The sequence below is a fragment of the Neobacillus sp. Soil_C_43 genome, assembly GCF_057656715.1.
In genome coordinates this window covers 65,485-88,800 of sequence record NZ_JBDGJV010000012.1, presented here as the reverse complement: position 1 = coordinate 88,800, position 23,316 = coordinate 65,485, and the positions used below count along the sequence as shown (strand labels likewise).

Here is a 23,316-nt window from a genome sequence, read left to right as displayed (position 1 = left end):
TTATATTTGGTTTGCAAGAATAGTTACTAATGCACTGAGTAGGATTGTACCGAGCATGAAGGATACATATATAAGGCCCTTTTTCCTCTTCTTTCTTACAATCACTTCTTCGGGTGTAAGCCAATTAGTCTTAGACATCAACTTTTTCTCCTTTTACAGTTTGATGGTAGCTGGCTGACCTAGTCTAAAAGTCTGAGGTCCCTATAGCTTTGCGTCATCACTTTTCAGTAATTTTGCCCTAAATTTTTTCACTGTTTCTATTATAATCATAAATAAGTTAATTACCATAAAAATTCTATTTTTTTTTTGACTGATTAGATATTAAGTAAACTATAAAATTTTCCCAATTATCAATAATTATTTATATTTCGACAAAATATATGTTTATTAAAGAAAAGTCAGTATAATTGAACTAGTTGATAGGTGGGTGAGAAATTTGTTGAACGTTTCTTCTAAATTAGTAAGGAGTATAGATCGAAAAATATGGATTATATTGTTGGTTAATTATAACTTTCCTCCTTTTCTCTATCTAGTTTTTATATCATTGAAGCCTGGTGAAATGGGAGAGTATGATGTTATTTCACTAGTGGCACTTATGTTAATAAATCTGTTGATTTCCGTACTTATTGGGATTCTTATTAAGAAGAATAAAAAGAAGCAACTGGAACCAATAAAAACAAAAGATCTCTTGGAAAGTATTTTTAATAATCTTGATATTGCTATTTGGTCAATTAATAAGGAGAAAAATATGCTTCTCTCTAAAGGGGTAGAAAATATTTACGGTCAGACCCGCGAAGAAGGATTAAATAATACTGATTTTTGGAGAAATTCTATTCATCCCGAGGATTTTTCTGTTGTCAAAAAAATTGATGAAAAATGGAATGATGTTGAGAAGTATGAATTTGAGTATCGTATTACTCAGCCAAACGGTGAGGTTCGCTGGATACGTGATCGAGGGTTACCTGTTATCAATGAGGATGGAAGTCTAGAAAGATATGATGGTTCCAACATTGATATTACTAGACAAAAAGAATTAGAATTCCATCTGAAGGAGTCTGAAGAGAGATATAAAATCTTGGTTGAAAATGCACTTGTGGGAGTTTTTTTAATTCAGAATTTCAAAATGGTCTTTGTAAACCAATGGTTTACAAACATTCTTGGAATAAGTAAAGAGGAATTACTTGGTACCAATTTTATTAACTATATTAGGGATGACAATAAACGTTTATTTAAGCAATTTCGAAAGCTAAAAGACGGAAAAGTGTCCTTTGTTATAGATAAGATCCAGATTAAGGCACATGACGGAACAACAAGATATCTTGAAATCCAAGCCAACTTAACCACTATTAACGGGGAATCAGCAATTATCGGTATTGTTTTAAATGTCACTGATAGAAAGAAAGCGCAAGCAGAATTACATTATAGGGAAAATCATGATATTTTAACTGGTCTCCCTAATATGAATTATTTAAATACCTTTATTAAAGAGGAGTTTCAAAGGTTTAAAAAAGAAGGAATACCCATTAGCATGATGTTTTTTAATCTTGATCGCTTTAAATTAATTAATGACACCTTTGGACATCGTGTTGGTGATCAATTGCTTAAAATAATTTCAAATAGATTAGTAGATTCTATTCAAGATGTTGGTGCTGTTACTCGTGCCGGAGGGGATGAATTCATTCTTTATTTGCCCTATACAATTAAGAGTCAGGCAACAGATTTAGCAAATTATTTATTGAAGTACTTTTCTGAACCATTAATATTGGAGGACCAGGAAATTCGGATAACTGCAAGCATTGGGCTTGCCTTTTTAGAAAAAGAGGACTCCTTGGAGGACGTGATTCAGAAGGCTAGTTCCGCCTTGCATGTTGCAAAAGAATATGGAAGAAACCAATATCAAATTTATACTTCTGAGTTTAGCAAAAAGTCAAGTAGAAGGTTACAGCTAGAACAGAGATTACGTAAAGCGATAGAGAAAAATGAATTAGAGGTCTTTTACCAGCCTAAAATTAATCTATACACCAACAAAGTCACTGGTTTAGAAGCCCTTGCAAGGTGGAACGATCCTCTCCTAGGTGCTGTATCTCCTACTGAATTTATTCCTCTAGCTGAGGAAACGGGGATAATTATTTCTATAGGGAAATGGGTTTTAGAAACAGTTTGTAAACAGAACAGTGAATGGCAAAAGAAAGGGTTACCTCCAGTTCATGTGTGTGTGAATATTTCTAGTAGGCAATTTTTACAAGATGATTTTGTGAAAATGGTCGAGCAAGTATTAAATGAGAGTGATCTTTCTCCAGCCTATCTAAATATAGAAATTACTGAAGGGGTCGCATTATACAATGTGGAGGATGCGATTGAAAAACTAATGCAACTAAAGCAGCTAGGGGTTAGTATTTCCTTGGATGACTTTGGGACTGGGTATTCATCTTTAAGCTACCTTAAATCACTACCTATAGATTACCTGAAGATTGATCGTTCATTTATTAATGGTATCTTCAATAATAAACAAGATGCAGCAATTATTCATTCAATTATTTCCTTATCTCATACACTTGGATTAAGGGTTGTTGCGGAAGGTGTAGAGGAAAAAAATCAAATAGAAATATTGGAACAACTTAACTGTGATGAAATCCAGGGATACTACTATGCAAAACCGATGTCCAAGATCAATATAGAAGAGTTTATGAGTGCCTAGTTGAGCGGTGTAATAAAGTAATTAATATGTTGTTAGCTTGAGGGGGGATGAATCTTCATCCTCCTTTTGTGTGCTGTTCTGTTATATTTTAAGTTGTTGACGTACACTAATGGGAGTTATCAGGTTTTCGGTTTGAAAAAAAATACTGTTTGAAATGTAAGAGTAAGGAGTGGGATCGAATGACTGGAAAAATGGAATTAGCCACGTTTGCAGGTGGTTGCTTTTGGTGCATGGTAGCACCGTTCGATGAGCAGCCGGGAATTAAGGAAGTGTTATCAGGCTACACTGGCGGTTATAAGGAAAATCCTACCTATGAAGAAGTGTGCTCCAATACCACCGGTCATTTGGAGGCCGTTCAAATTACCTTTGACCCACAGGTGTTTCCATATGAAAAATTACTTCAGTTGTTTTGGCAGCAAATTAATCCAACCGATGCAGGCGGGCAGTTTAACGACCGCGGGCATTCCTATAAGACGGCAATTTTTTATCATAATGAAGAGCAAAAAAAACAGGCGGAAGCATCTAAAGCAGTGCTTGCGAATAGTGGCCGCTTTCAACAGCCGATTGTGACGGAAATCTTTCAGGCAGGTCCTTTTTACAGAGCTGAAGAAAAGCATCAGGATTATTATAAAAAATTCCCTTTCCACTATAACCATTATCGAGAGGGCTCCGGACGCGCACGGTTCATTCGTGAAAATTGGAAGAAACGAAAAAGCGATGAAGAGTTAAGGCAGGAGTTAACGCCAATCCAGTATGAAGTGACTAGGAAGAATGCAACAGAGCCATCCTTCCGTAATGAATTTTGGAATCATACGGAGGAGGGAATATACGTGGATATTATTTCTGGGGAACCGCTGTTTAGTTCTCAGGATAAATATGATGCAGGCTGCGGTTGGCCAAGTTTTACCAAACCGCTCCGCCGGAATGAGTTGGAGGAAAGGTTTGATACGTCACATGGAATGAGGCGAATTGAAGTTCGGAGTAAAACGGCGGATTCTCATCTCGGCCATGTGTTTGATGACGGACCTGGACCTGACCGTGCTCGTTATTGCATTAATTCGGCTGCTCTCAGGTTCGTTCCGAAGAGTAAGCTCATAGAAGAAGGGTATGGACAGTTTTTACGGTTGTTTGAATAGTTTGGATTAGAAAGCCCTGCCTGGGTGGCAGGGCTTGAATTTTTTATATAGATTTAACTTTCCATTTTTATCTTCTTTCATAATAGAAAAGTGGACGTAGAACCCATCTACTTCGACTTTTGTCTTCTTTCTTAACAGAAAAGTAGACGTAGAACCTTTCTCCTTCGACTTTCTCCTTCATTCTGAACAGAGAAGTGGACGTAGAACCTATATACTTCGACTTTTATCTTCTTTCTTAACAGAAAAGTGGACGTAGAACCCATCTACTTCGACTTTTTCCTTCATTCTGAACAGAGAAGTGGACGTAGAACCTTTATACTTCGACTTTTATCTTCATTCTGAACAGAAAAGTGGACGTAGAACCCGTCTACTTCGACTTTCTCCTTCATTCTGAACAGAAAATTGGACGTAGACCCCATCTACTTCGACTTTTATCTTCTTTCTTAACAGAAAATTGGACGTAGACCCCATCTACTTCGGCTTTTTCCTTCATTCTTAACAGAAAAGTAGACGTAGAACTTTTCTACTTCCATTCCTTTTCAATGACTTCAACTGGTTGTTCTTGCGGCTTGGAAAAAAAGTAGCCTTGGAATAGGTCGTAGCCCATGTCTTTTAAGAAGTGTAAATCTTCTTCGCATTCAACACCTTCGGCAAGAGCTAATGCATTCATCTTGTGGGCTATGGTCAAAACGGATTGCGCTACTTCTTGCTTCGCTGGATCCCCGCTAACGCCGTTTGTAAATTCAAAGGCTAGCTTCACAATATCCGGTTCCATTTGTGCAAGCTTCTCCAAGTTATTGAAGCCGACACCCACATCATCCAGGGCGTACTTAAAGCCATGTGCCCGGTAATAATTTAAGATTGATTTTAAGTGCTCCAGATCCTCTACTTCGTCTGTTTCGACCACTTCGAACACCACTTGTTCTGGTTTAATATTCAATTGCTGGATTAAGGCAAAGGTGGTCGAGAGACAGTGCTCTGGGACATAGATAGCCGTTGGGATAAAATTGATAAATATTAATTTATCCTGGACGACGGAGGCATTTCGAATCGATTGCATTCTACAGACGCGGTCTAATGCAAATGTACGATTTCTGATTCTCGCTGCTTCAAACATTTTAAAAGGCGGAATGATTTCTCCATTATCATCGAGTCCACGAGACAAAAGTTCGTGACCGATAACATGAATAGTATCATTATCAACCCTTACTATTGGTTGATAATGGGTTATGATGGAGCTGTTTTCTATTAATCTATCAATCCAGCTGGCATTGCGTTCTTCTTTATAGGAAAGAATGGGTCGCAACTCATGTAGACTTTTTAATGGATCCACTGAGCTAGATAATACGGCGAAAATATGATGATGGTCCATATGGACTTCGAGATAATCAAGTACAGCAAAAAATACCGGCTCTTGTAGCCAAAACATCCGCTCGTTAATATATTTCCAAGACTGTTCAGAGAACTTTTGGAAATAAGTTGTTAATTTTGAAATCCTTTCATTCTCTGCAAAATAGACAGTATAGCCCCTTGCAGTTGGCAGACAAACTTCACATCCCATTCACTTTCTCCCCTTAACAAATCGTATTCATCCATTATACGACAAAAAAGGACTATTTTCTTACTTTTCTGGAAGTGGGAGTGTCTTTTTGTAGTGCCTTACACCCGCAGGTTTTTTGTGGGCATATTTGGGAAAAATGTTGTTGTGCCTATAAGAAATTTATGGTAACATAAACACGAACACAAGTTCTATTTCGGTATAGTGAAACTATGTAGAAGAGGTGTCTTACATGATTTTAGGAGTTTTCCCTTATTTAGTTTTAAACGGTAATGGACAAGAAGCAGTGAAATTTTATGAGCATGCGTTAGATGCAAAGGTCATTTCAGTTCAGACGTTCGGTGATATGCCTGGGAAATCCGACATGCCTGAGGAAGCAAAAAATCGTGTATTAAATGCCCAATTAAAAGTTGGAGATGTACACCTTATGCTGTCTGATAACTTTCCAGGGAATCCCTATCAACTAGGAGATCAAGTAACGATTGCCATTTCTATTAGTGATGTTGAAAAGGCAAAAGAAGTATTCGGAAAATTAGAAGATGGCGGTAAAGTAATTATGCCAGTGCAAGAAACATTTTGGAGTCCAGCCTATGGACAAGTTACCGATAAGTTTGGAATTACCTGGCAGGTTTCGACGGAACCCAAATAATTGAATGAAAAAGGAAAGCCGCATTCTTGCTGCTTTCCTAGTTACTTTTGGTGAATTGACTTTGTTTTATGAGCAAGTGGGATTTTAAGAGAAAATAAACACTGTAAATCCCCATTGTATCAATCACTAAATCATACATCCGGCCGTCTCGCCCGAAATATAGCTGGAGAATCTCCGTCATTAACGCAAAAGAAATTGAGAGTATCATTGAATGCTTATGATTTTTCAGCCATTTAAAAAGCAGGTAATCAAATATGGCAAAACCGACAAAATGCCCTGTTTTTACGATTATAAAATAATGATGTATTGTACCGATGTCCTGTAGATAAAAGAACGATAAAAAATTTGGAGACGCAACCCACGTAAAACTCACTTCTTGATCCCGTAAGAGCGCTCCTAAATTACTGGTCCACGTATGCAGCAATAATATGAAACCCCAGATGATCACCGGAACTAATTTGAATTGCCGCTCTTTAACCCCTTTTGCAAACATGTTGTCCAACTTCCTTATTTTTGTTATGTCACTACTTTTTCTATTCATTTCCATAAGTGATAGAAAAACATACGTAAATGAATACAAAAAAATATCCCAAGCTAGCGGGGCCGCCGGGATATAAGAAGAGACATTTTAAGGTGGGAAAGTAGTGGGATTACTCCTTCCGACCCTTCAATTTGTTGGATAAAACATGTAATTGCTGCATGAGTTGTTTGTATTCATCGAGTTCAATTTTACAGGATTGAATTTCCTTCCCGACCATTGTGGTAATAGGTTGTTTTTCTCCATAGGCTTTCTGCTCTAAATGAATATAAACTTTACGCTCATCTGTTTTGGATCTCTGTTTACGAAGCCAGCCATTGGCTTCCATCCGAGAAATCATCGGTGTCAGTGTTCCAGTACCTAGATTTAACCGCTCTCCTAATTCTTTCACGAGAAGTCCGTCTTGTTCCCATAAAACCAAAAGAACCAAGTATTGAGGATAGGTCAATCCAAATGGCTGCAGTACACTTGTATAAAGTTTGTTAAATTCACTGGCCGTTTCATACACGGCAAAACATAGTTGTTTTTCCAGTGTTAAAAAGTCTTTCATGATGATCTCACCTTAGTTATCAATTGAACTCAGTCATTTTTAAAGTGATGCGGAAGTGGACAATAATTTAACTACATCCGCTTCGATTTTGTCTGGTGTCGTGGTTGGAGCATACCGTTCAATTACCTGACCATTGCTGTCGACAAGGAATTTAGTAAAGTTCCATTTAATCATGCCACCTAATAAACCTTTTTTCTGATCTTTTAAATACTTGAACAGTGGATCAGCATAGACCCCATTTACATCAATTTTGGCAAAGATGGGGAAGGTGACTCCATAATTTAATTGACAAAACTGAGTGGTCTCATCGATGTTATCAAATTCCTGATTGTTGAATTGATCGCATGGAAAGCCCAGTATTTCCAATCCATTGTCCTTGTATTTATCATATAGTTCCTGAAGGCCGGTAAATTGTGGTGTTAACCCGCACTTACTCGCTGTATTGACAATTAGTAAGGGCTTGCCCTCATAATCTTGTAATGATTTTTTCTCACCATTTGTCTTGTTAACTGTGAAATCATAGACTGTCTTCATTGTTCATTCCTCCAATCACATTCATTTGGGTGTAGTTTTAATTGTAATAATAATAAATCGTTTACGATTTAATCTTACACGATTTAAATAATCGTTTCAAGAATAACGATTAAAATAGAAAAGCCCAGATTCTGTGTAGTTAGAATTGGGCTGTTTCTTCAAGCTTGGGTTTGACATTCTTCAGATTCTATTTTTGGACTCACGCCCCGGGATTCAATAAATCGTTTGATTCGTTTAAGGGCTTCTTGTAGTTGCGACATGGAGCTAGCGTAGCTGCAACGGATATACCCTTCGCCGCTGTCACCAAATACATTCCCGGGAACAACAGCGACTTTTTCCTGCATCAACAATTCTTCGGCAAATTGCTCGGAGGTTAAGCCGGTTGCACGGATCGATGGAAATACATAGAAGGCGCCACCGGGGGTATGGCAATCGAGGCCCATTTGATTCAAAGCTTGGACCACGTAGTTGCGTCTTCTTCTATAGCTATTGCGCATCGATTCCACTTCATGATAGGTATTCCTTAATGCTTCAATGGCACCGTGCTGAAGCATATTTGGGGCGCACATGGTTGTATATTGAAAAATCTTTAGCATGACCTCGACAAATTCCTTTGGGGCTGCTAAGAAGCCTAATCTCCACCCTGTCATCGCGAATCCTTTTGAAAAACCGTTGATTAAAATGGTTCGTTCATACATGCCTTCGATAGAGGAAAAGCTCGTAAAGCTTTCATCATAGGTTAATTCAGCGTAAATTTCATCTGAAACGACAAGGAGGTCATGTTTTTGAATAATCTTTGCGATTTCTATGAGCTCATCCTTGCTTAGCGTGCTGCCTGTCGGATTGTTCGGTGAACATAGTAGGATCGCTTTTGTTTTATTTGTAATTGCTGCTTCGATTTGATCAGCTGTAACATTAAATCCATTCTCAGGTGATGTAGCGACGGCAACCGGATTTCCTCCTGCGATGGAAACCAATGGGGCATAGGAGACGAAGGCAGGTTCGACAATCAGTACTTCATCGCCTTGATTTAAAATTGCCCGAAAGGCAAGATCAATCGCCTGGCTAGCTCCAATCGTTACAATGATTTGGTTCGTTGGGTCATAATCGACTCCAAATCGTGAGCCAAGATAGGAAGTAATCTCCTGCCTTAATTCTAGCAATCCAGGGTTTGCCGTGTAGGAGGTAAAGCCCTGTTCGATGGAAAGAATTGCTGCTTCACGAATGCTCCAAGGCGTGACGAAGTCAGGTTCCCCCACTCCTAAGGAAATGACACCTTCCATACTTGCAGCTAGGTCAAAAAATTTGCGTATCCCAGAGGGCTGCAGCTCTTTAGCCGTATGTGAAAGGTAGCGATTATACTCGAGACTCATGGTGTAACCACCATTCTTCTATCTTTGTCCTCATTTTCGCTACTAAACAACACGCCATCATGCTTGTATTTTTTTAACATGAAATGGGTCGTGGTCGAAACGACATTTTCAATCGTCGATAATTTTTCTGAGACAAAGGTGGCGATTTGGTTCATGGTCTTACCTTCAACTGTAATGGAGAGGTCGTAGGCACCTGACATGAGATATAAAGAGGATACTTCCGGAAAACGGGAAATCCTGCCGGCCACCTCATCAAAACCAACACCTCGCTTAGGTGTAACCTTCACATCAATCATGGCGACAACATTTTCCTGGCCTTCGACTTTGCTCCAGTCAATTAAGGTTGGGTAGCTCATAATGATTTTCGCTTGTTCCAGCTTTTCAATGGTTTTTTTAACGGTTTCTTCGCTGCATAATGCCATCGACGCAATGGTTTCTACAGAGATTTTGTGGTTTTCTTCTATGATTTTTAAGATTTCAATTTCCTCACTGCTAAGTCGCATGTGTGGTCCACCTCAACTTTCGGTTTTTCGCTTATTGATGATTTTAATCTCTTTTCTGGTGGATGTCACGCTCATTTCGAAGAAAGACGTAGCAAAATTTGAAAGATTATTATTATTGAAAAATCTGGTAAAATTTTTTTGAAGAATGAAGGGGGAGTTAGAAATGATGGACAACCTACCACATGTAACTCTAAGAGAACTCAGACTGTCTGAAGTGGAGGACCGGTATCAATGGTGCCTGGATGAATGGATAATGAAAAAGCAATAAGGTCGTATATACGAATTGGGTACGTGGAGGAAGGGATTCTTCGACAGGACCGCTTGCGCAAAGGTGTATTTGTAGACCGACTACGGATGAGTATATTAAAAGAGGAGTTTAGTAACATGAAAAAAGGTATGGAGAAATAGTTGCCATACCTTTTGCTTTGTCTATGAAGTGTAACTTTTCCAAAATGGTAATGGGGGAACTAGTCCCCGTTAAGCTGAAACTGTCCCAGGAACGGTAACTGGTCGTCGGCACTAGTGCCCGAAGAGCTCGATTTTAATAGAGAACGGTAACTAGTCGTCGGGACAAGTGCCCGAAGAGCTCAAATTTTACCGAAAACGGTAACTAGTCCCCAAAACAATGCTTGTCTAACCCAAAATATCCAACGAAATGTCAGTAGTCACAAAAATGAACGACCATCCCCATTCATTCTCCTAGTAAACTATTTCACCCAAGCCCCGCTCGCACCAAGTTTATACCCTTGAATCGTTGTATTGAAGGCCATGCGGCCGTCAGAATAGAAGTAGTACCAGCTTGACCCGACTTTTACCCAGCCCATCATCATTGCGCCACTGCCGTTTAAGAAATACCAGGACGAACCGGACTTAAGCCAGCCTGTCTTCATGACACCGCTGCTCTCAAGGAAATACCAGGATGAACCAGACTTAAGCCAGCCTGTCTTCATAACACCGCTGCTCTCTAAGAAATACCAGGAAGAACCGGACTTAAGCCAGCCCGTCTTCATCGCCCCACTGCTCTGGAGATAATACCAAGTGGATCCTAATTGCATCCACCCCGTTATCATCACATTGTTACGGTCAAAGTAATACCACTTGCCACCAATGTTTTGCCAGCCTGTAACTAAATATCCTTTATCATCAAAGTAGTACCAATGCTGATTGGTAAAAATCCAACCTTTTTCTGGCACTGTGGTCACAACCGGCTTTTCAGTAGCAGTCCCTTTGACCACTACGATCGCTGCCTCGCTCAACAGTCCTGCTTTGTCTGTAGCGGTAATCACCAATTCTACTCCTGCTTTCTGTGCAGGAATCGCGATAGCAAATCGGCTATCCGTATCGGAAACACCACTTCCAACAACAGCTCCGTTCGCTTTTACTTCCACCGTTGAACCGGCTTCCGCCTGCCCTGTCACCATGGTATCCTTATCCCATACCTCACTTACCACGGGCTTAGAGTTATAGGTTAAAGCTTTCCAAGCATTCACCACTTTGCCGGTTTGAATTTTCCCAGACAAGGAGCCAAGACTGTCACCGGATGATAGAATAATCGCTCGTAATTTTTCTGGTCCTACATCAGGATATTTCCCTGCCACTAGTGCAGCTACTCCCGTAACATGCGGGGCAGCCATTGAAGTACCATCAGCAAACGCGTAGGCACTTGCATAGGAGGTTTCCCCTGGAAAAACCAAATTTACCTTTGTCACCGAAGAATTGTTGCTGGCAATATAGTCTGCGTAAGGAGCATAACCCACTGTGTACGAGGCTCCGTCATAAGCGGTCCCCGTTACACCTGTAACCCGGGCTCTTGTTTCACCCTCCGCCTTAATCGTAAGCGCAAGCGTATCCGTAACGAAGGAAGCATCCTCGTTTTGATATAAAATATCTTGGCCACTTAATATCAGCGTTTTATTGCCACTTTTTAAAAAACGTTCTAATGAATTAAGGTCAGTTGATGTTAGATTTGGCAGAACATCGCCAATGGCGTTTCCGGTAAACCAAATAACCGAATCGTAGCCGGAAAGCGTCGTAAAATCAGGACCATTCACTCCGGTCGCCACTGTTTTAAGGCTATAAGTCAATCCCGCATTTTTTAATAGAGTCATATAGACATCCGCAAAACTATCTCCTCCACTCGTGGATTCATCATCTTGTACCAATAATATTTTAGAAGAAGAAGTTAAACCAAGATAACTGACTGCCTTATGAAAGGCCGCTTGTCTATCGGTACTAGAGACATTTTCAAAGCCAAATCCGTTAAAAATGGCTTTGTATGGATAGGAACTATTGTAAATTTGCGCCGCTGCCCCTTCTTCTATCTTTCTTGGTATTGTACTTAAGATGCCCGTCCCAGGTGCGGCAATATCTACACTGTTTACACCGTAGTTTGAAAAGTCTGCTAGATTGCCAGAAGAATCAATTGCTGCAACAGAAATCACTTTGGGACTGTCGTAGTTAGCAGGATAGCTAGGCACTTGGTCATTGTTTACCCCTTCGTTCCCAGCCGCCGCGACAAAAAGCATAGAAGATTTGTCGATGGCATCCTTTAGAGCCTGGTCATATTCAGGACCCGCCCAGCTGTTATTGGTCACTCGGACGCCCATCTTATTGGCATACTCAATCGCTAGGATGGCACCCGCTGTGGTACCGGAGCCATCTGGTCCAATAAACTTCATCGGCATAATTTTTACATTAGGGGCAATCCCCGTGATACCAATGCCATTATTCGCTTTCGCCGCAATCGTTCCGGCCACATGTGTGCCGTGGTCATCCCCGTCCTCCGGATCATAGGTGCTAGCATCATTATGGTAGAAATCCCAACCATGAACATCATCGATATAGCCATTTTGGTCATCGTCAATGCCATTACCAGCGATTTCAGCAGGATTCGTCCAAATGCTGTCCTTCAAATCTGGATGGTTTAAGTCGATACCTGTGTCAATCACGCCAACAATCACCTGCTGTTGATTGACGCTTTTCGCGAACTCCTCCATTGCTTCAGGATAGTCGATATCAATATCGTTTACCTCGGAAGTGTCGTTAATGCTCTGTCCAGTATTATTTAATCCCCATAGTTTACTAAATCCAGGGTCATTGGGGAGAGATGCAATTGTATATTTATAGTTTGGTTGAACGTAGGCAACGGAGGGATCTGTCTTTAATGTTTTTACTAGACTATCAACATTTGCTCCATCGTCCACTTTCACAATATCCGCACCAATGGAATGGAGTTTCTTTTTAATTTTGAAGGGATGTTTCTTTTTAAAAGCAGCAGCAGCGGATGTATTTTTATATTTAATAATGAGTTCATCTGTTTGATAGCTTACATGTTTCTTTTGGGGAAGAGGTTCTTTTTCATCAGCTGAAGCAATAGTCGAAAAAGTGGAGGAGAATAGTAATAAGGAAAGAGACGTAACCAGCCATTTGCTCGGTTTCATTTGCGAACCCCTTTTCTAGTAAGTTAGTCATGTTGATTTATTAAATTTATAACAAATATCAGCAATTTAAAATGGTAAAATTTTAACAGAGTGGGGGACTGTCCCCGTTAGACACAATTAGGGTCAGACTCCATGTCTGACCCTAAAATGTTTATAGTGCTTCTTTAATAACTTTCTTATAGTAGTTAACAGAGAGTACGCCGAAAATGGAGTACAGAACGGTGTACAAAACCATGACGATAATCATTGGTGTCCATAACTCTGTTCCGAATAAGAACCAGCCGGACTGAACGGCAAAGTAGCTATGAACCAGCCCTATCACTAACGGAATGCCGAAACTGAACAATTGCTTCATTGTAATCCCTTTTGCTAGATCACCCTGTGTAAATCCAAGCTTTCTTAAGATCGTATAATTTGGCTGTTCTTCTTCACTTTCACCCATTTGTTTAAAATACAGGATACAACCGGAAGTAACCAAGAATGTTAATCCTAAGAAACCGACGATAAACATGATAAGTCCCATCGTTTGTTTCTGAGTATTGCTCATTTCAAGACGAGAGTCAAAGCCCGGATTCTCGGTAAACTTCATGTCTTTAAAGATCATGTTCGCCGCTTCTAATTGGTTTTCGTCTTTTAAAGTAAATCCAATAAACACAGATGATTCTTTTTGTAGTGAAAGATCGGCATCTTTCTGTAACCTCTCGAAAATAGTTTCATCCACAATGGCCACAGGTTGCCCGCCATTCGTGTAATACCATGAGATAAGATGAAGATCCTTTAATCCTAAATAGTCTTGTGGAATGACTTCTGTTTTCCCTTTTAGCTCAATTTTGCCGGAGTCCTTTAATGTCATAAATTTTTGCAGTAAATCGTTATAGCCAGTAAAGACGGTATCCTCTGGCCCTACATCCAGACCCGCTACCTCTTGATCGCTAATGACTGAAATCGGCATACTCTTCGGATCCAGTTTCATACCTTCAAGATTGGAATCCATGATTGATTTTAAGTTGGCGTTGATTTGGACAACATCAATCTCATTCTCACTAACCTTGATATTTTTTGTTTCAAGTGCGTCCTTAAATTGTGCCGCCGCATCTGGAACGGTAAAAGAAAAGTCTGCTGCCACTTGATCTTTTGCTGTTTTTTCCGCTGAATAATAGGAGATGTAACTTAGACACAATAAAGCAATGGCAAGGGCAGAAACGGTCGTAATGATGGTTAACAAAAGAGCGTTCGATTTCATCCGGAACATGATAGACGAAAGGGAAAGCACCTCGTGAATCTTAAGGTAGCCGTCTTTCTTTTTCCGAATGAGATGAAAAAGGAAACTAACAGTTCCTTTGTAAAACAGGTATGTTCCGATAATAACCGATGCCAAAATGCCTGTCATCGCCAAGAATAGCTCCATCATGGCAGTAAAGTCGCCGGAAAACAACTTTGACGATAGATAGTAACCGTACCCAATCAAGAGGATGCCAACCGTCCCCATAATCATTTCCAACACTGATAGCTTTTTCGCTTTCCCTTCTGTCGATGAAAGGACCCTAAATAAGGCTAAAATCGTTTGTCTTTTAATGAAGACAAAATTCATCAACAAGATGAACAGATAAATCACACCAAACACAAAAAGGGATTGCATCAATGCCTGGCTGGAAAAATGAAGGGTCGCAATCGCATCAACCTTCGTAATTTTAAATAAAATCATAATGATTAATTTAGAAATCGAAAAACCAATAAAAATCCCGATGATGAGGGAACCAAAGTAAAGAATAAAATTCTCAGCACTGAGAATGCGGAAAATCCTGTTCTTGGTCATTCCGATTAATTGAAACAATCCAATTTCTTTACTGCGCCGTTTAAGAAAAATATTGTTGGCGTATAAAACAAAGATGCTCACAATCCCGACAAGCAGGATGGAGCCCGCTCGAATCGCTGCCGCCCCTTTAATCGTCCCTTTGGTATGATCTAATGCGGGGTCATACTGCAGTGTGACGAACGAGAAATAAAGAGCAACGCTAAAGATTAACGCAAACACATAGAGAAAATAATTGGTAAGGTTCTTCTTCAGGTTACGAAGGATGAGTTGATTAATGCTCATATTGCACCCCGCCCAAGACCCCTTGGGTTTTCATAATATCCTTGAAGAACGCCTGCCGTGACTGCTCTCCTTTATTCAACTGTGTAAACATCTGCCCGTCTTTAATAAAAATCACCCGGGAGCAATAACTGGCTGCCACAGGATCATGGGTGACCATCACAATGGTGGCTTGGCGTTTTTGGTTTAATTGGTTTAGCTTGTTTAACAGATCGGACGCAGATTTGGAATCGAGAGCTCCTGTGGGTTCATCCGCGAATATAATGCTTGGTTCGTGGATGAACGCTCGGGCGGCAGAGGTCCGTTGTTTCTGCCCGCCGGAAATTTCATTGGGGTATTTATCCTTAAGATCATAAATGCCGAGTTCGTTGGCGACTTCTGAAAATTTTAGCTCTGCTTCTTGTTTGGATACTTTCGCAATCGATAGGGGTAACAGGATGTTTTCTTTTACTGTCAAGGTATCAAGTAGGTTATATTCCTGAAAAATAAATCCTAAATGATGTTTCCGGAATTCGGCCAGTTGCTTTTCCTTTAAGGTTGTCATTTCTTTGCCTTCGATTTGGATGGATCCTTGACTGACTTGATCAATGGAGGAAAGAACGTTGAGCAGGGTGGTTTTTCCTGAACCAGACGCACCCATAATACTCACGAATTCGCCTTTCTCAATAGTTAAATCGATGCCTTTAAGCACTTCTTGTTTATTGAATTTATTACCGTAGTTTTTATAAATTTTGCTTGCGTGTAGAATTGTCATTCCGATACACACTCCTTTATTCGATACCCTTATTATAAAAGGAGAGGCGGTTCTCTTCCTTCGATTGGTCTAACAAAATAAGAGAAGCATGTGACAATGTTGTCACATGCCGATGATGTTGTTGAAGTCGTTTCTTTTTGGAAAACGTAAGGTAAAGGTTGACCCTTTTCCTAGTGTGGACTGAACCGCCATCGTGATCAGCAGGGGTTTTGCCGCTTTTTTAGCGAGATAGAGTCCCATGCCTGTCGCTTTGTTATCATGATGATTGATTGTAGAGGTAAAGCCTTTTTCAAATATGCGCGGTAGATCTTTTGGGTCAATCCCGCGGCCAAAGTCCTGAATTTCGAGAATGGTTTGTCCCATCTTTTCGAAACTCGTGATGACAATATCGGAAGCCTCGCTGTATTTCACCGCATTAGTTAACAGCTGTCTTATGATAAAAGCGAGCCATTTACTGTCACTTAGAACAGAAGGGACCTGTAAATCAACGTCAAAGCCAATCCTTTTTTGCATACACCAGGATTGCAGTCCACGAATCTCTGTAAAAATAATCAATTTTAATTCGGTCTGCTCGATATATAAATCGTTTTCCATAAAGGGAATGCGTCTTTGGTGCAGCTGTTGGTCTAGAAGGTGATGAATTCGTATCCACTCATAGGTTAATTTTGTTTTTAATGGTTCATCGTTCATGTGTTCAAGCATTAAATGCATCGCTGTTAATGGAGTTTTCACTTCATGTATCCAGGCAAGAAGGTCATCCTTCTCCTCTTCTAACGTCATCTGGTTTTGCGAGGCTTCCTGCTTTAACCGCTTGGTCTGGTTCGTCAGCGTTTCTTCGATCATTTTTTCAAAAGGGCTGTTAGCTGAAGTCAATAAATCTAAGTCATTCTCCCATTCCTCCAGACCTTTGAAAAACTTCGTTTCTCTTTGGTAACGAAGGAACAAAAACAGAATAAAAATAATACTTGATAAAAACACCATATAGAGGATGGGTGTGAACGGAATGGCAGAATCAATCGAGGCAACAAATAGGAAAAGCCCTTGGAATACAATAAAAAGGGAAATCCAGCTGCGCCTTTCAATTAAGAACTGTTTTATCATAAAAAGGATTCCTCTTCGACAGCTTTGTATCCCTGGCCGACCTTTGTTTCAATATACTGTCCGAGGCCAAGCTCCTCTAACTTTTTTCGTAAGCGATTCACGTTAACGGTTAAGGTATTGTCGCTAACAAAGCGCTCATCATCCCATAGGCTTTTGATTAAATCATCCCGGCTGACGATTTTATTTTTTTGCTCAATGAGCAATTTTAAAATAAAAATTTCATTCTTTGTCAGTTCAACCGTTCCCGTTTCATTACTGACAGTATTGCGCGGATAATCGATCGTGGCCCCGCACCAGGTTTTGAGCTCCGTTTGGTCCGTATTGTAATTGTACACACGGCGAAGAATCGCTTGTATTTTGGCAATGAGCACCTCAAAATGGAACGGCTTTTGAATGAAATCATCTGCACCAAGCTGCATGGACATCACCATATCGGTGGGATGGTCACGTGAGGATAGAAATAGAATCGGCACATTAGAATGGGCTCTAATCATTCGGCACCAATGAAACCCATCAAATTTAGGCAATTGGATATCAATAATGACTAAGTCTGGATTGTGCTGGATAAATTCCTGAAGCACCTTACTAAAGTCAGAAATCCCCACCACGTCGTAGGACCAGCCGATTAACCGCTCCTTTATTTCTTGGAATAGCGTTGTATCGTCTTCTATTAATAAGAGTTTAAACATATTACTCACCAACTTTTTTCAAACATAGGTAAATTGTATAGCAAATATTTCCTGTAGGCTAGAGGTTTCCGTTGGCCATCCATTTGGAAAAATTAGTGTATAATAGGTTGAATATCGCAAATGGGAGACGAGAATATTGGAAAAACAGAATAGTAAATATAGATGGGTAGTTTTTGCCACGGTGTTATTTGCTTACTTTATCATTGTGAGCCAACGAACTGCCCCGGGATTGATTTCCGATCAATTAATGAAGGATTTCAACCTGACCGCATCCACCATCGGATTATTAGCAAGTATTCAATTTTTGGCTTACACAGGGCTGCAGATTCCGATTGGAATCCTGTCCGACCGTTTTGGGCCTAACTTTTTTCTAGTATTTGGAGCGCTGCTTAATGGTATTGGAACGCTGATTTATAGTTTAGCGCCGAATGAATTTGTCCTTCTATTTGCTCGCTTTTTAGCGGGGATTGGGGATGCGACCATATGGGTCAATTTGGTGTTGATTTTGAGCCAGTGGTTTAAGGTAAATGAGTTTGTCAAGTTGCTCGGCTTTGCGGGGATGGCGGGGAGCTTTGGGTTCCTGTTAGCGACCGTTCCGTATTCGGCCTGGATTGCTGAAGCCGGCTGGCGCCCCCCGTTTTTCACAACAGGTATTGTGTTATGTCTTGTCGGGATTCTTTTATATTATGTGTTGGAGAGAAAACCAAAGCAATTGTTCAAGAATGACCGTCAGTCTGCTGGAAAAGTAAAGAAAGAACGCGAAAAAACGCTCGTTCTGTTACGACGTATTTTTTCAGAACGGCAGGCATGGGCCACTTTTCTCTGTCACTTTGGAGTGGTTGGTACGTATGTCGGTTTCATCGGCTCGTGGGCAGTGCCTTACGGGATGCATGTCTATGGAATGACGCGTTCCGGTGCCAGTCAGCTCATAATGATTGGGCTGTTTGGTGCTTTATTGGGTGCTCCGCTGACAAGCTGGATTTCAAGCCGCGTCGGATCGATCAAACGCCCATATATTGTGGTTCATTTGATTGTCCTGTTATGTTGGGCTTCGTTTCTTGTGTTAGACGGGAAGCCAACCTACTCTATGCTCGTTTTGATCTTTTTTTTGATTGGCTATGGGAATGGTGCGAGTGCGTTGACGTTTGCTGTCGTTCGAAAGTCGTTTGATATTAAGGTAGTCGGTGTGGTTTCTGGGGTAGCAAATACTGGTGGTTTTCTAAGTGCCGTCCTGTTGCCGGGTATTTTTGGGAAGGTATTAGATCATTTCCATTCTTCGCCGCCTAATGTCGGCTATCATTACGGATTTATCATTCCGGTGATTTTTTCAGTCATTGGTTTGATTGGGGGAGTCATGATCAAGGAACAACGCCGTGAAGCGAAACAGCGGAGGGAAGCCGTGGTTTAAGACGCGGAGCGGAATTCGAAGCAGTGTGATTCTCATTAGGAATTACACTGCTTTTTTGTATTCAAGTAAAAGAATAGGAGAATATAGAAAAAATTTAGGGAACAATATTTTTAAAAAATACTGTTTGTTATGCGTTTACTATTATAAATACCGGAGGAATACTGCTTGAGTGTTGGGCCTTGGTCTTATATTTCTTTATTTATCCTATCAATAGTGGCATTAAGTTTATCTTACTGGAAATATCGAAATAGATTATTGTTTGTTCAATATTTTGCCGTTTCAGGATGGATTTTATTTTTCGATTATTTGATTTATGCTTGGGGAAAAGCCTATAAATACTATCCAAAAATTATAAAAGGAGAATTCGATACCCATATGGGAGCTTTGGCGAATGCACAAATACTTCCCGCTTTCGCCATCTTGTACATTGCTTTCCAATGTAAATGGTATTGGGGTTTCATTTTTGCCGGCTTCTTCACAGGAATTGAATACTTATTTAGACATTTGGGAGTATTTAAAGCGAATTGGTGGGAAGATTGGTATACCTTTGTACTGCTTGTTCCTTTTTTTCCGTTTTGTAAGTTTTGGTGGAAAGGATTAGCTTGGAATTCTAAGAAGTGGATATCCTTTTTTAGCTTACTATCTGTCTTTTATGTCATATATACTCAACTAAATGTTCTTTTATATGGTGTATTAAGATTAAGAACTATACATGTAGAGTGGATTGAACGGTTAAATCGGCATAGTACAAACATTAACAGTCCAACTGGAATCCTATTCGGAACGATTGTTACTTTTTTACTCATTTCCAGGGCACGAAGCTTTTGGTATTTACTATTAATTCTTGTATTTCTTGCTTTTGATGTAAGTTTAAAACTCACTGGTATTGTTCGAACGGATGATATCGTATTAGATTCGATCCTGAGCTTTTGTACTTTTCTAATACCATTGTTAACTGTGAAGTATATTAGTAATAAAATAAAACTTTAATGGGTTGGCAGGGTGGCCCAAGAAAAAAAGTAATGGGAAAAAAACTGAAGGAATGTGGATAAAAGTAGAAATGGCGTTTTTTATATCTATTTTTTTCAGAAAGAAGAAGTAAAAAGTAGAAGTAGCCAGGCTCTAGATCTACTTTTCTCAGGAAGAAGATTCAAAAAGTAGAAGTAGCCAGGCTCTAGATCTACATTTTTCAGAAAAAAGAAGCAAAAAGTAGAATTAGCCAGGCTCTAGATCTACTTTTCTCAGGAAGAAGATTCAAAAAGTAGAAGTAGCCAGGCTCTAGATCTACTTTTTTCAGAAAGAAGAAGTAAAAAGTAGAAGTAGCCAGGGTCTAGATCTACTTTTTTCAGAAAGAAGAAGTAAAAAGTAGAAGTAGCCAGGATCTACATCTACTTTTTTCAGAAAGAAGAAGTAAAAAGTAGAAGTAGCCAGGCTCTAGATCTACTTTTTTCAGAAAGAAGAAGTAAAAAGTAGAAGTAGCCAGGCTCTAGATCTACTTTTTTGAGAAAGAGGAAGCAAAAAGTAGAAGTAGAAGGTGTCTACATCTACTTTTTCCTAAAAAGAAACTGGAAAAGTAGAAGTAGGAAGGATCTACATCTACTTTTTTCAGAAAGAAGAAGTAAAAAGTAGAAGTAGCCAGGCTCTACATCTACATTTTTCAGAAAAAAGAAGCAAAAAGTAGAAGTAGCCAGGCTCTACAGCTACTTTTCAAAGAAAAAAACAGCTAAAAGTATAAGTATCTAGTTGTATACGTACATAGGTAAATATAAAAGAGGCCGGATCCCAAACACATGGGTCCGGCCTCATCTTTATTAAGGTTTAAGTATAGAAAAAATCAATGACTATTTTTATCCATCCGAGAAAAGCAATCCACAGTGGGACACTTAAAGTTGTCCCCCACATTAACCCCACGAAAAAATTCCCCTTTTCTTCCATGAAATCCACTCCTACCTGAAAGTTGATAGTGCCATCATTGCTTTCATCAGTATGGTCATAATGTTGGGTTTTTAACTATTCAGATCTGGTTTTACGGTAGGACTAGCCAACATAGCTCTATTATGTAAATCATCGTTAATAGATATATACCCTTTTAACATATCAAATAAACTCTAAAAGATAATGAAAATCATGCAAGAAAAAAATAAAAGTTTCGACAAAAGAACGTTAGAAAAAATCTCATCTAATCCCAATAATAGTCTCCAGGTATTAAAAAATACCAAAATTAAGGGTAATTTGATTCATGCATCTTTAGGTGAAAAGAAGCGTTTCTTGCGTAAAGTGACGAAAACGGTCAGAAACTTTTTTCCGACCCCGAATGTTGTCCATGAAGGTTACAATTATTAGAGAGGAGGTGAAATCTTGCACTTCCGACATTTTCTTATCACGGGATTAATGGTCGGAGCAGCTATGTTTTTACCAAATCAAGCTTTTGCAGAAAAAAATGAATCTAGTGGACTTCAAACGACTCCGAAAGAGTTTGTCCATGGCCAAAGTTCTGCAAAAACTGATCAAGCTTCACAAAAAACAATTCCGGTAAAAGCAGAGAGCGCAAAATCCCAGGAAAAATCTATCGTCGTCCCAAGCAGCGCTCAATTGAATCAGGGCGGGGCTAAACAGCAGAACTCCAGTAGTACGCCTCAACAAGCTGTTGCTCACAAACCAACCGCATTGCCAGTACAGGCAAAAGTGAACGTGAATCCGCAGGCAAAAAAGCCGGCGATAAGCGTGAATTCTCGCGGTAATGGAAAGGGTGCATCTATACAGGAAGCTAAACGTGAGGTAGTACAGGAAACGAAGGCTTCCGTAAAAGGTACCGTCAATTCTGACAAACCTTCCTTACATAATGATGCCGTGGCTATAAATAAAACCCAAATCAAAAGAGACGACAATTGGTTGCCATCTCAACAAAAGGGTTCATATGTACCACTATCTAAAAAGGAAAGTAGTTTTGAACCTCCTGTAAAGGAACCGCTAGAACAGGGACCAATCCCAGAGAGTAAGGAAGAAATTCCAAAGGTTAGCCAGATGTGGAATTCTAGCCAACGGACGAATAGTTCCGGTGGGCAGTCCAATGATCGTGGTAATCAGGGATTAAATACGATAAGTATGTTGGATAAATGGTTTGAATGGAATAATCTTTATGACATCAAGCTTGTTCAACCATTCCATTCTCGGATTGCATGGATGATTCATCAATGGGAAAATGCTCCACCTTCACCACCACCGCAGACAGCTCCTTTATTATAAACGGTTACCCGCAGCTAAAAGCCAACGGAACAACACATAATAAAAGGAGCGAATAATAGAATGAAACATTATCTAAATTACAATAAAGTATTTAAATCTCTTGTATTGGCTGGAGCAGTATCTTTTGGAGTATTTGCAGGAGGCCATTTCACTGAAGCGGCAGGCCACGGAAATGCGAAGGTTGAGCACAGTGTTCATGTAAACAATGTAAATAGCACAAAAGCTATCGGAAAAGTTAAGGTACAGCCAAAAGTTGAAGTGAAAGCTACTGTGAAGCCTGTGACAGGCAATGCGAGCAAATCACAAGCGAGTGTACATGCAAGTGAGACTGCGAAAATGCATGCGGCCCCTAATTCAGCGGTTCATGGTAAGGTAGAACAGCCAAAAGCAGAAGAAACTAAAGTGACAGAAGAGTCTGAAGTAACAGAAGAGACTCCCGTTCAAGAGCCTGTTACACCAGAAGTTTCTGAAAATCAAACAGAGGTAACATCTGAACCTGCTGTGACTACTGATTCTGAAATCACTGAAACTGCAGATGTTGAAAAGGAAGACACTGCTGTTAAGGATGAGGAAAAAGAAGTAACAGTTAAAGAGGATGAAAAAGACGCCGATCTAGATGCGGATACAGCAGTAAAGACGGAAGAAAAAGAAGATGAAGATGAGCAGTCTAAGTCTGAGAAAATGTTAAAAGATACTCATGTCATTGTTAAGTCAAATGACGAAGATGAAGCAGCTGCTGTTTTAGAAGATGAAGAAGGTGCTGAGAAAGTAAATCCTTCTGCAGCTAACAAAGCAAAGTCTCAAGCAAGTGCTCATGCAAGTGAAACAGCAAAATTACATGCAGCACCAAACTCAGCAGTATTAGCTGGTGAAAAAGAAGAAGCATCTGATGTTGTAACTGAGCAACCGGCAGAAGAGTCAACTGATGTTGTAACTGAGCAACCGGCAGAAGAGTCAACTGATGCTGTAACTGAGCAACCGGCAGAAGAGTCAACTGATGTTGTAACTGAGCAACCGGCAGAAGAGTCAACTGATGCTGTAACT

General features: G+C 39.9%; 20 protein-coding genes and 1 riboswitch. Of the genes, 8 read left to right on the top strand and 12 right to left on the bottom strand.

Annotated elements, in window-relative coordinates; translation table 11 throughout:
* Nucleotides 1-138: a hypothetical protein gene (locus tag AC3A54_RS16265; protein WP_335548738.1), complete on the bottom strand. Its 138-nt coding sequence runs from the start codon at nucleotides 136-138 to the stop codon at nucleotides 1-3.
* 24 nt (nucleotides 139-162) lie between these two features.
* A riboswitch (cyclic di-GMP riboswitch) is annotated at nucleotides 163-248 on the bottom strand.
* Nucleotides 249-436: 188 nt separating this feature from the next.
* On the opposite strand from AC3A54_RS16265, the gene AC3A54_RS16260 reads away from it, so the two are divergent.
* Together AC3A54_RS16260 and msrA are read left to right on the top strand one after the other, a co-directional pair.
* On the top strand, nucleotides 437-2,698 hold the full coding sequence (locus AC3A54_RS16260) for a sensor domain-containing protein (RefSeq protein WP_487655242.1): 2,262 nt from the start codon (nucleotides 437-439) through the stop codon (nucleotides 2,696-2,698).
* A gap of 179 nt (nucleotides 2,699-2,877) precedes the next feature.
* Nucleotides 2,878-3,834: a peptide-methionine (S)-S-oxide reductase MsrA gene (gene msrA / locus AC3A54_RS16255; RefSeq protein ID WP_487655241.1), complete on the top strand. Its 957-nt coding sequence runs from the start codon at nucleotides 2,878-2,880 to the stop codon at nucleotides 3,832-3,834.
* 523 nt (nucleotides 3,835-4,357) lie between these two features.
* Here the strand turns inward: msrA and AC3A54_RS16250 are convergent.
* Entirely contained in the window at nucleotides 4,358-5,395 is a 1,038-nt protein-coding gene (locus AC3A54_RS16250; RefSeq protein ID WP_487655240.1) for an EAL domain-containing protein, read from the bottom strand.
* 229 nt (nucleotides 5,396-5,624) lie between these two features.
* On the opposite strand from AC3A54_RS16250, the gene AC3A54_RS16245 reads away from it, so the two are divergent.
* Nucleotides 5,625-6,041: a VOC family protein gene (locus AC3A54_RS16245; protein ID WP_487655239.1), complete on the top strand. Its 417-nt coding sequence runs from the start codon at nucleotides 5,625-5,627 to the stop codon at nucleotides 6,039-6,041.
* Between the two features lie 37 nt (nucleotides 6,042-6,078).
* On the opposite strand, the gene AC3A54_RS16240 is transcribed toward AC3A54_RS16245, so the two are convergent.
* The 5 genes from AC3A54_RS16240 to AC3A54_RS16220 form a co-directional block, all read right to left on the bottom strand.
* A complete protein-coding gene (locus AC3A54_RS16240; protein ID WP_487655238.1) occupies nucleotides 6,079-6,534 on the bottom strand; it encodes a VanZ family protein in 456 nt (151 codons plus the stop codon).
* A 157-nt stretch (nucleotides 6,535-6,691) separates the two neighbouring features.
* Nucleotides 6,692-7,129, bottom strand: coding sequence for a MarR family winged helix-turn-helix transcriptional regulator (locus AC3A54_RS16235; RefSeq protein WP_487655237.1), 438 nt, complete (start codon nucleotides 7,127-7,129; stop codon nucleotides 6,692-6,694).
* Between the two features lie 39 nt (nucleotides 7,130-7,168).
* Nucleotides 7,169-7,663 carry a glutathione peroxidase gene (locus AC3A54_RS16230; RefSeq protein WP_487655236.1) on the bottom strand — a complete coding sequence of 165 codons (495 nt, stop codon included), beginning with the start codon at nucleotides 7,661-7,663 and terminating at the stop codon, nucleotides 7,169-7,171.
* 158 nt (nucleotides 7,664-7,821) lie between these two features.
* Complete coding sequence (locus AC3A54_RS16225) at nucleotides 7,822-9,036, bottom strand: aminotransferase (protein WP_487655235.1); 1,215 nt, start codon at nucleotides 9,034-9,036, stop codon at nucleotides 7,822-7,824.
* On the bottom strand, nucleotides 9,033-9,539 hold the full coding sequence (locus AC3A54_RS16220) for an Lrp/AsnC family transcriptional regulator (protein WP_335548337.1): 507 nt from the start codon (nucleotides 9,537-9,539) through the stop codon (nucleotides 9,033-9,035). Before AC3A54_RS16220 ends, AC3A54_RS16225 begins: the two co-directional genes overlap by 4 nt.
* Nucleotides 9,540-9,785: 246 nt before the next feature.
* Here AC3A54_RS16220 and AC3A54_RS16215 point away from each other — a divergent pair, with 246 nt between their 5' ends.
* Nucleotides 9,786-9,947, top strand: a complete 162-nt coding sequence (locus AC3A54_RS16215; RefSeq protein ID WP_487655234.1) for a GNAT family N-acetyltransferase — start codon at nucleotides 9,786-9,788, stop codon at nucleotides 9,945-9,947.
* A gap of 299 nt (nucleotides 9,948-10,246) precedes the next feature.
* On the opposite strand, the gene AC3A54_RS16210 is transcribed toward AC3A54_RS16215, so the two are convergent.
* From AC3A54_RS16210 to AC3A54_RS16190, 5 genes are all read right to left on the bottom strand, one after another.
* On the bottom strand, nucleotides 10,247-12,979 hold the full coding sequence (locus tag AC3A54_RS16210; protein WP_487655233.1) for a S8 family serine peptidase: 2,733 nt from the start codon (nucleotides 12,977-12,979) through the stop codon (nucleotides 10,247-10,249).
* A gap of 151 nt (nucleotides 12,980-13,130) precedes the next feature.
* Nucleotides 13,131-15,077, bottom strand: a complete 1,947-nt coding sequence (locus AC3A54_RS16205; RefSeq protein WP_487655232.1) for an FtsX-like permease family protein — start codon at nucleotides 15,075-15,077, stop codon at nucleotides 13,131-13,133.
* The gene (locus AC3A54_RS16200) at nucleotides 15,067-15,828 is read right to left on the bottom strand and encodes an ABC transporter ATP-binding protein (protein WP_487655231.1); all 762 of its coding nucleotides are present in this window, start codon (nucleotides 15,826-15,828) and stop codon (nucleotides 15,067-15,069) included. Before AC3A54_RS16200 ends, AC3A54_RS16205 begins: the two co-directional genes overlap by 11 nt.
* Before the next feature lie 102 nt (nucleotides 15,829-15,930).
* Entirely contained in the window at nucleotides 15,931-16,929 is a 999-nt protein-coding gene (locus AC3A54_RS16195; RefSeq protein WP_487655230.1) for a sensor histidine kinase, read from the bottom strand.
* Entirely contained in the window at nucleotides 16,926-17,618 is a 693-nt protein-coding gene (locus AC3A54_RS16190; protein WP_487655229.1) for a response regulator, read from the bottom strand. The genes AC3A54_RS16195 and AC3A54_RS16190 overlap by 4 nt, the downstream gene beginning before the upstream one ends.
* A gap of 136 nt (nucleotides 17,619-17,754) precedes the next feature.
* Here AC3A54_RS16190 and AC3A54_RS16185 point away from each other — a divergent pair, with 136 nt between their 5' ends.
* From AC3A54_RS16185 to AC3A54_RS16170, 4 genes are all read left to right on the top strand, one after another.
* Nucleotides 17,755-19,026, top strand: coding sequence for an MFS transporter (locus AC3A54_RS16185; protein WP_487655228.1), 1,272 nt, complete (start codon nucleotides 17,755-17,757; stop codon nucleotides 19,024-19,026).
* Nucleotides 19,027-19,191: 165 nt separating this feature from the next.
* Nucleotides 19,192-20,016: a hypothetical protein gene (locus AC3A54_RS16180; RefSeq protein WP_487655227.1), complete on the top strand. Its 825-nt coding sequence runs from the start codon at nucleotides 19,192-19,194 to the stop codon at nucleotides 20,014-20,016.
* 1,368 nt (nucleotides 20,017-21,384) lie between these two features.
* Complete coding sequence (locus AC3A54_RS16175) at nucleotides 21,385-22,272, top strand: hypothetical protein (RefSeq protein WP_487655226.1); 888 nt, start codon at nucleotides 21,385-21,387, stop codon at nucleotides 22,270-22,272.
* A gap of 60 nt (nucleotides 22,273-22,332) precedes the next feature.
* Nucleotides 22,333-23,316 (top strand): hypothetical protein (locus AC3A54_RS16170; protein WP_487655225.1); only part of this gene is annotated, 984 nt, incomplete at its 3' end.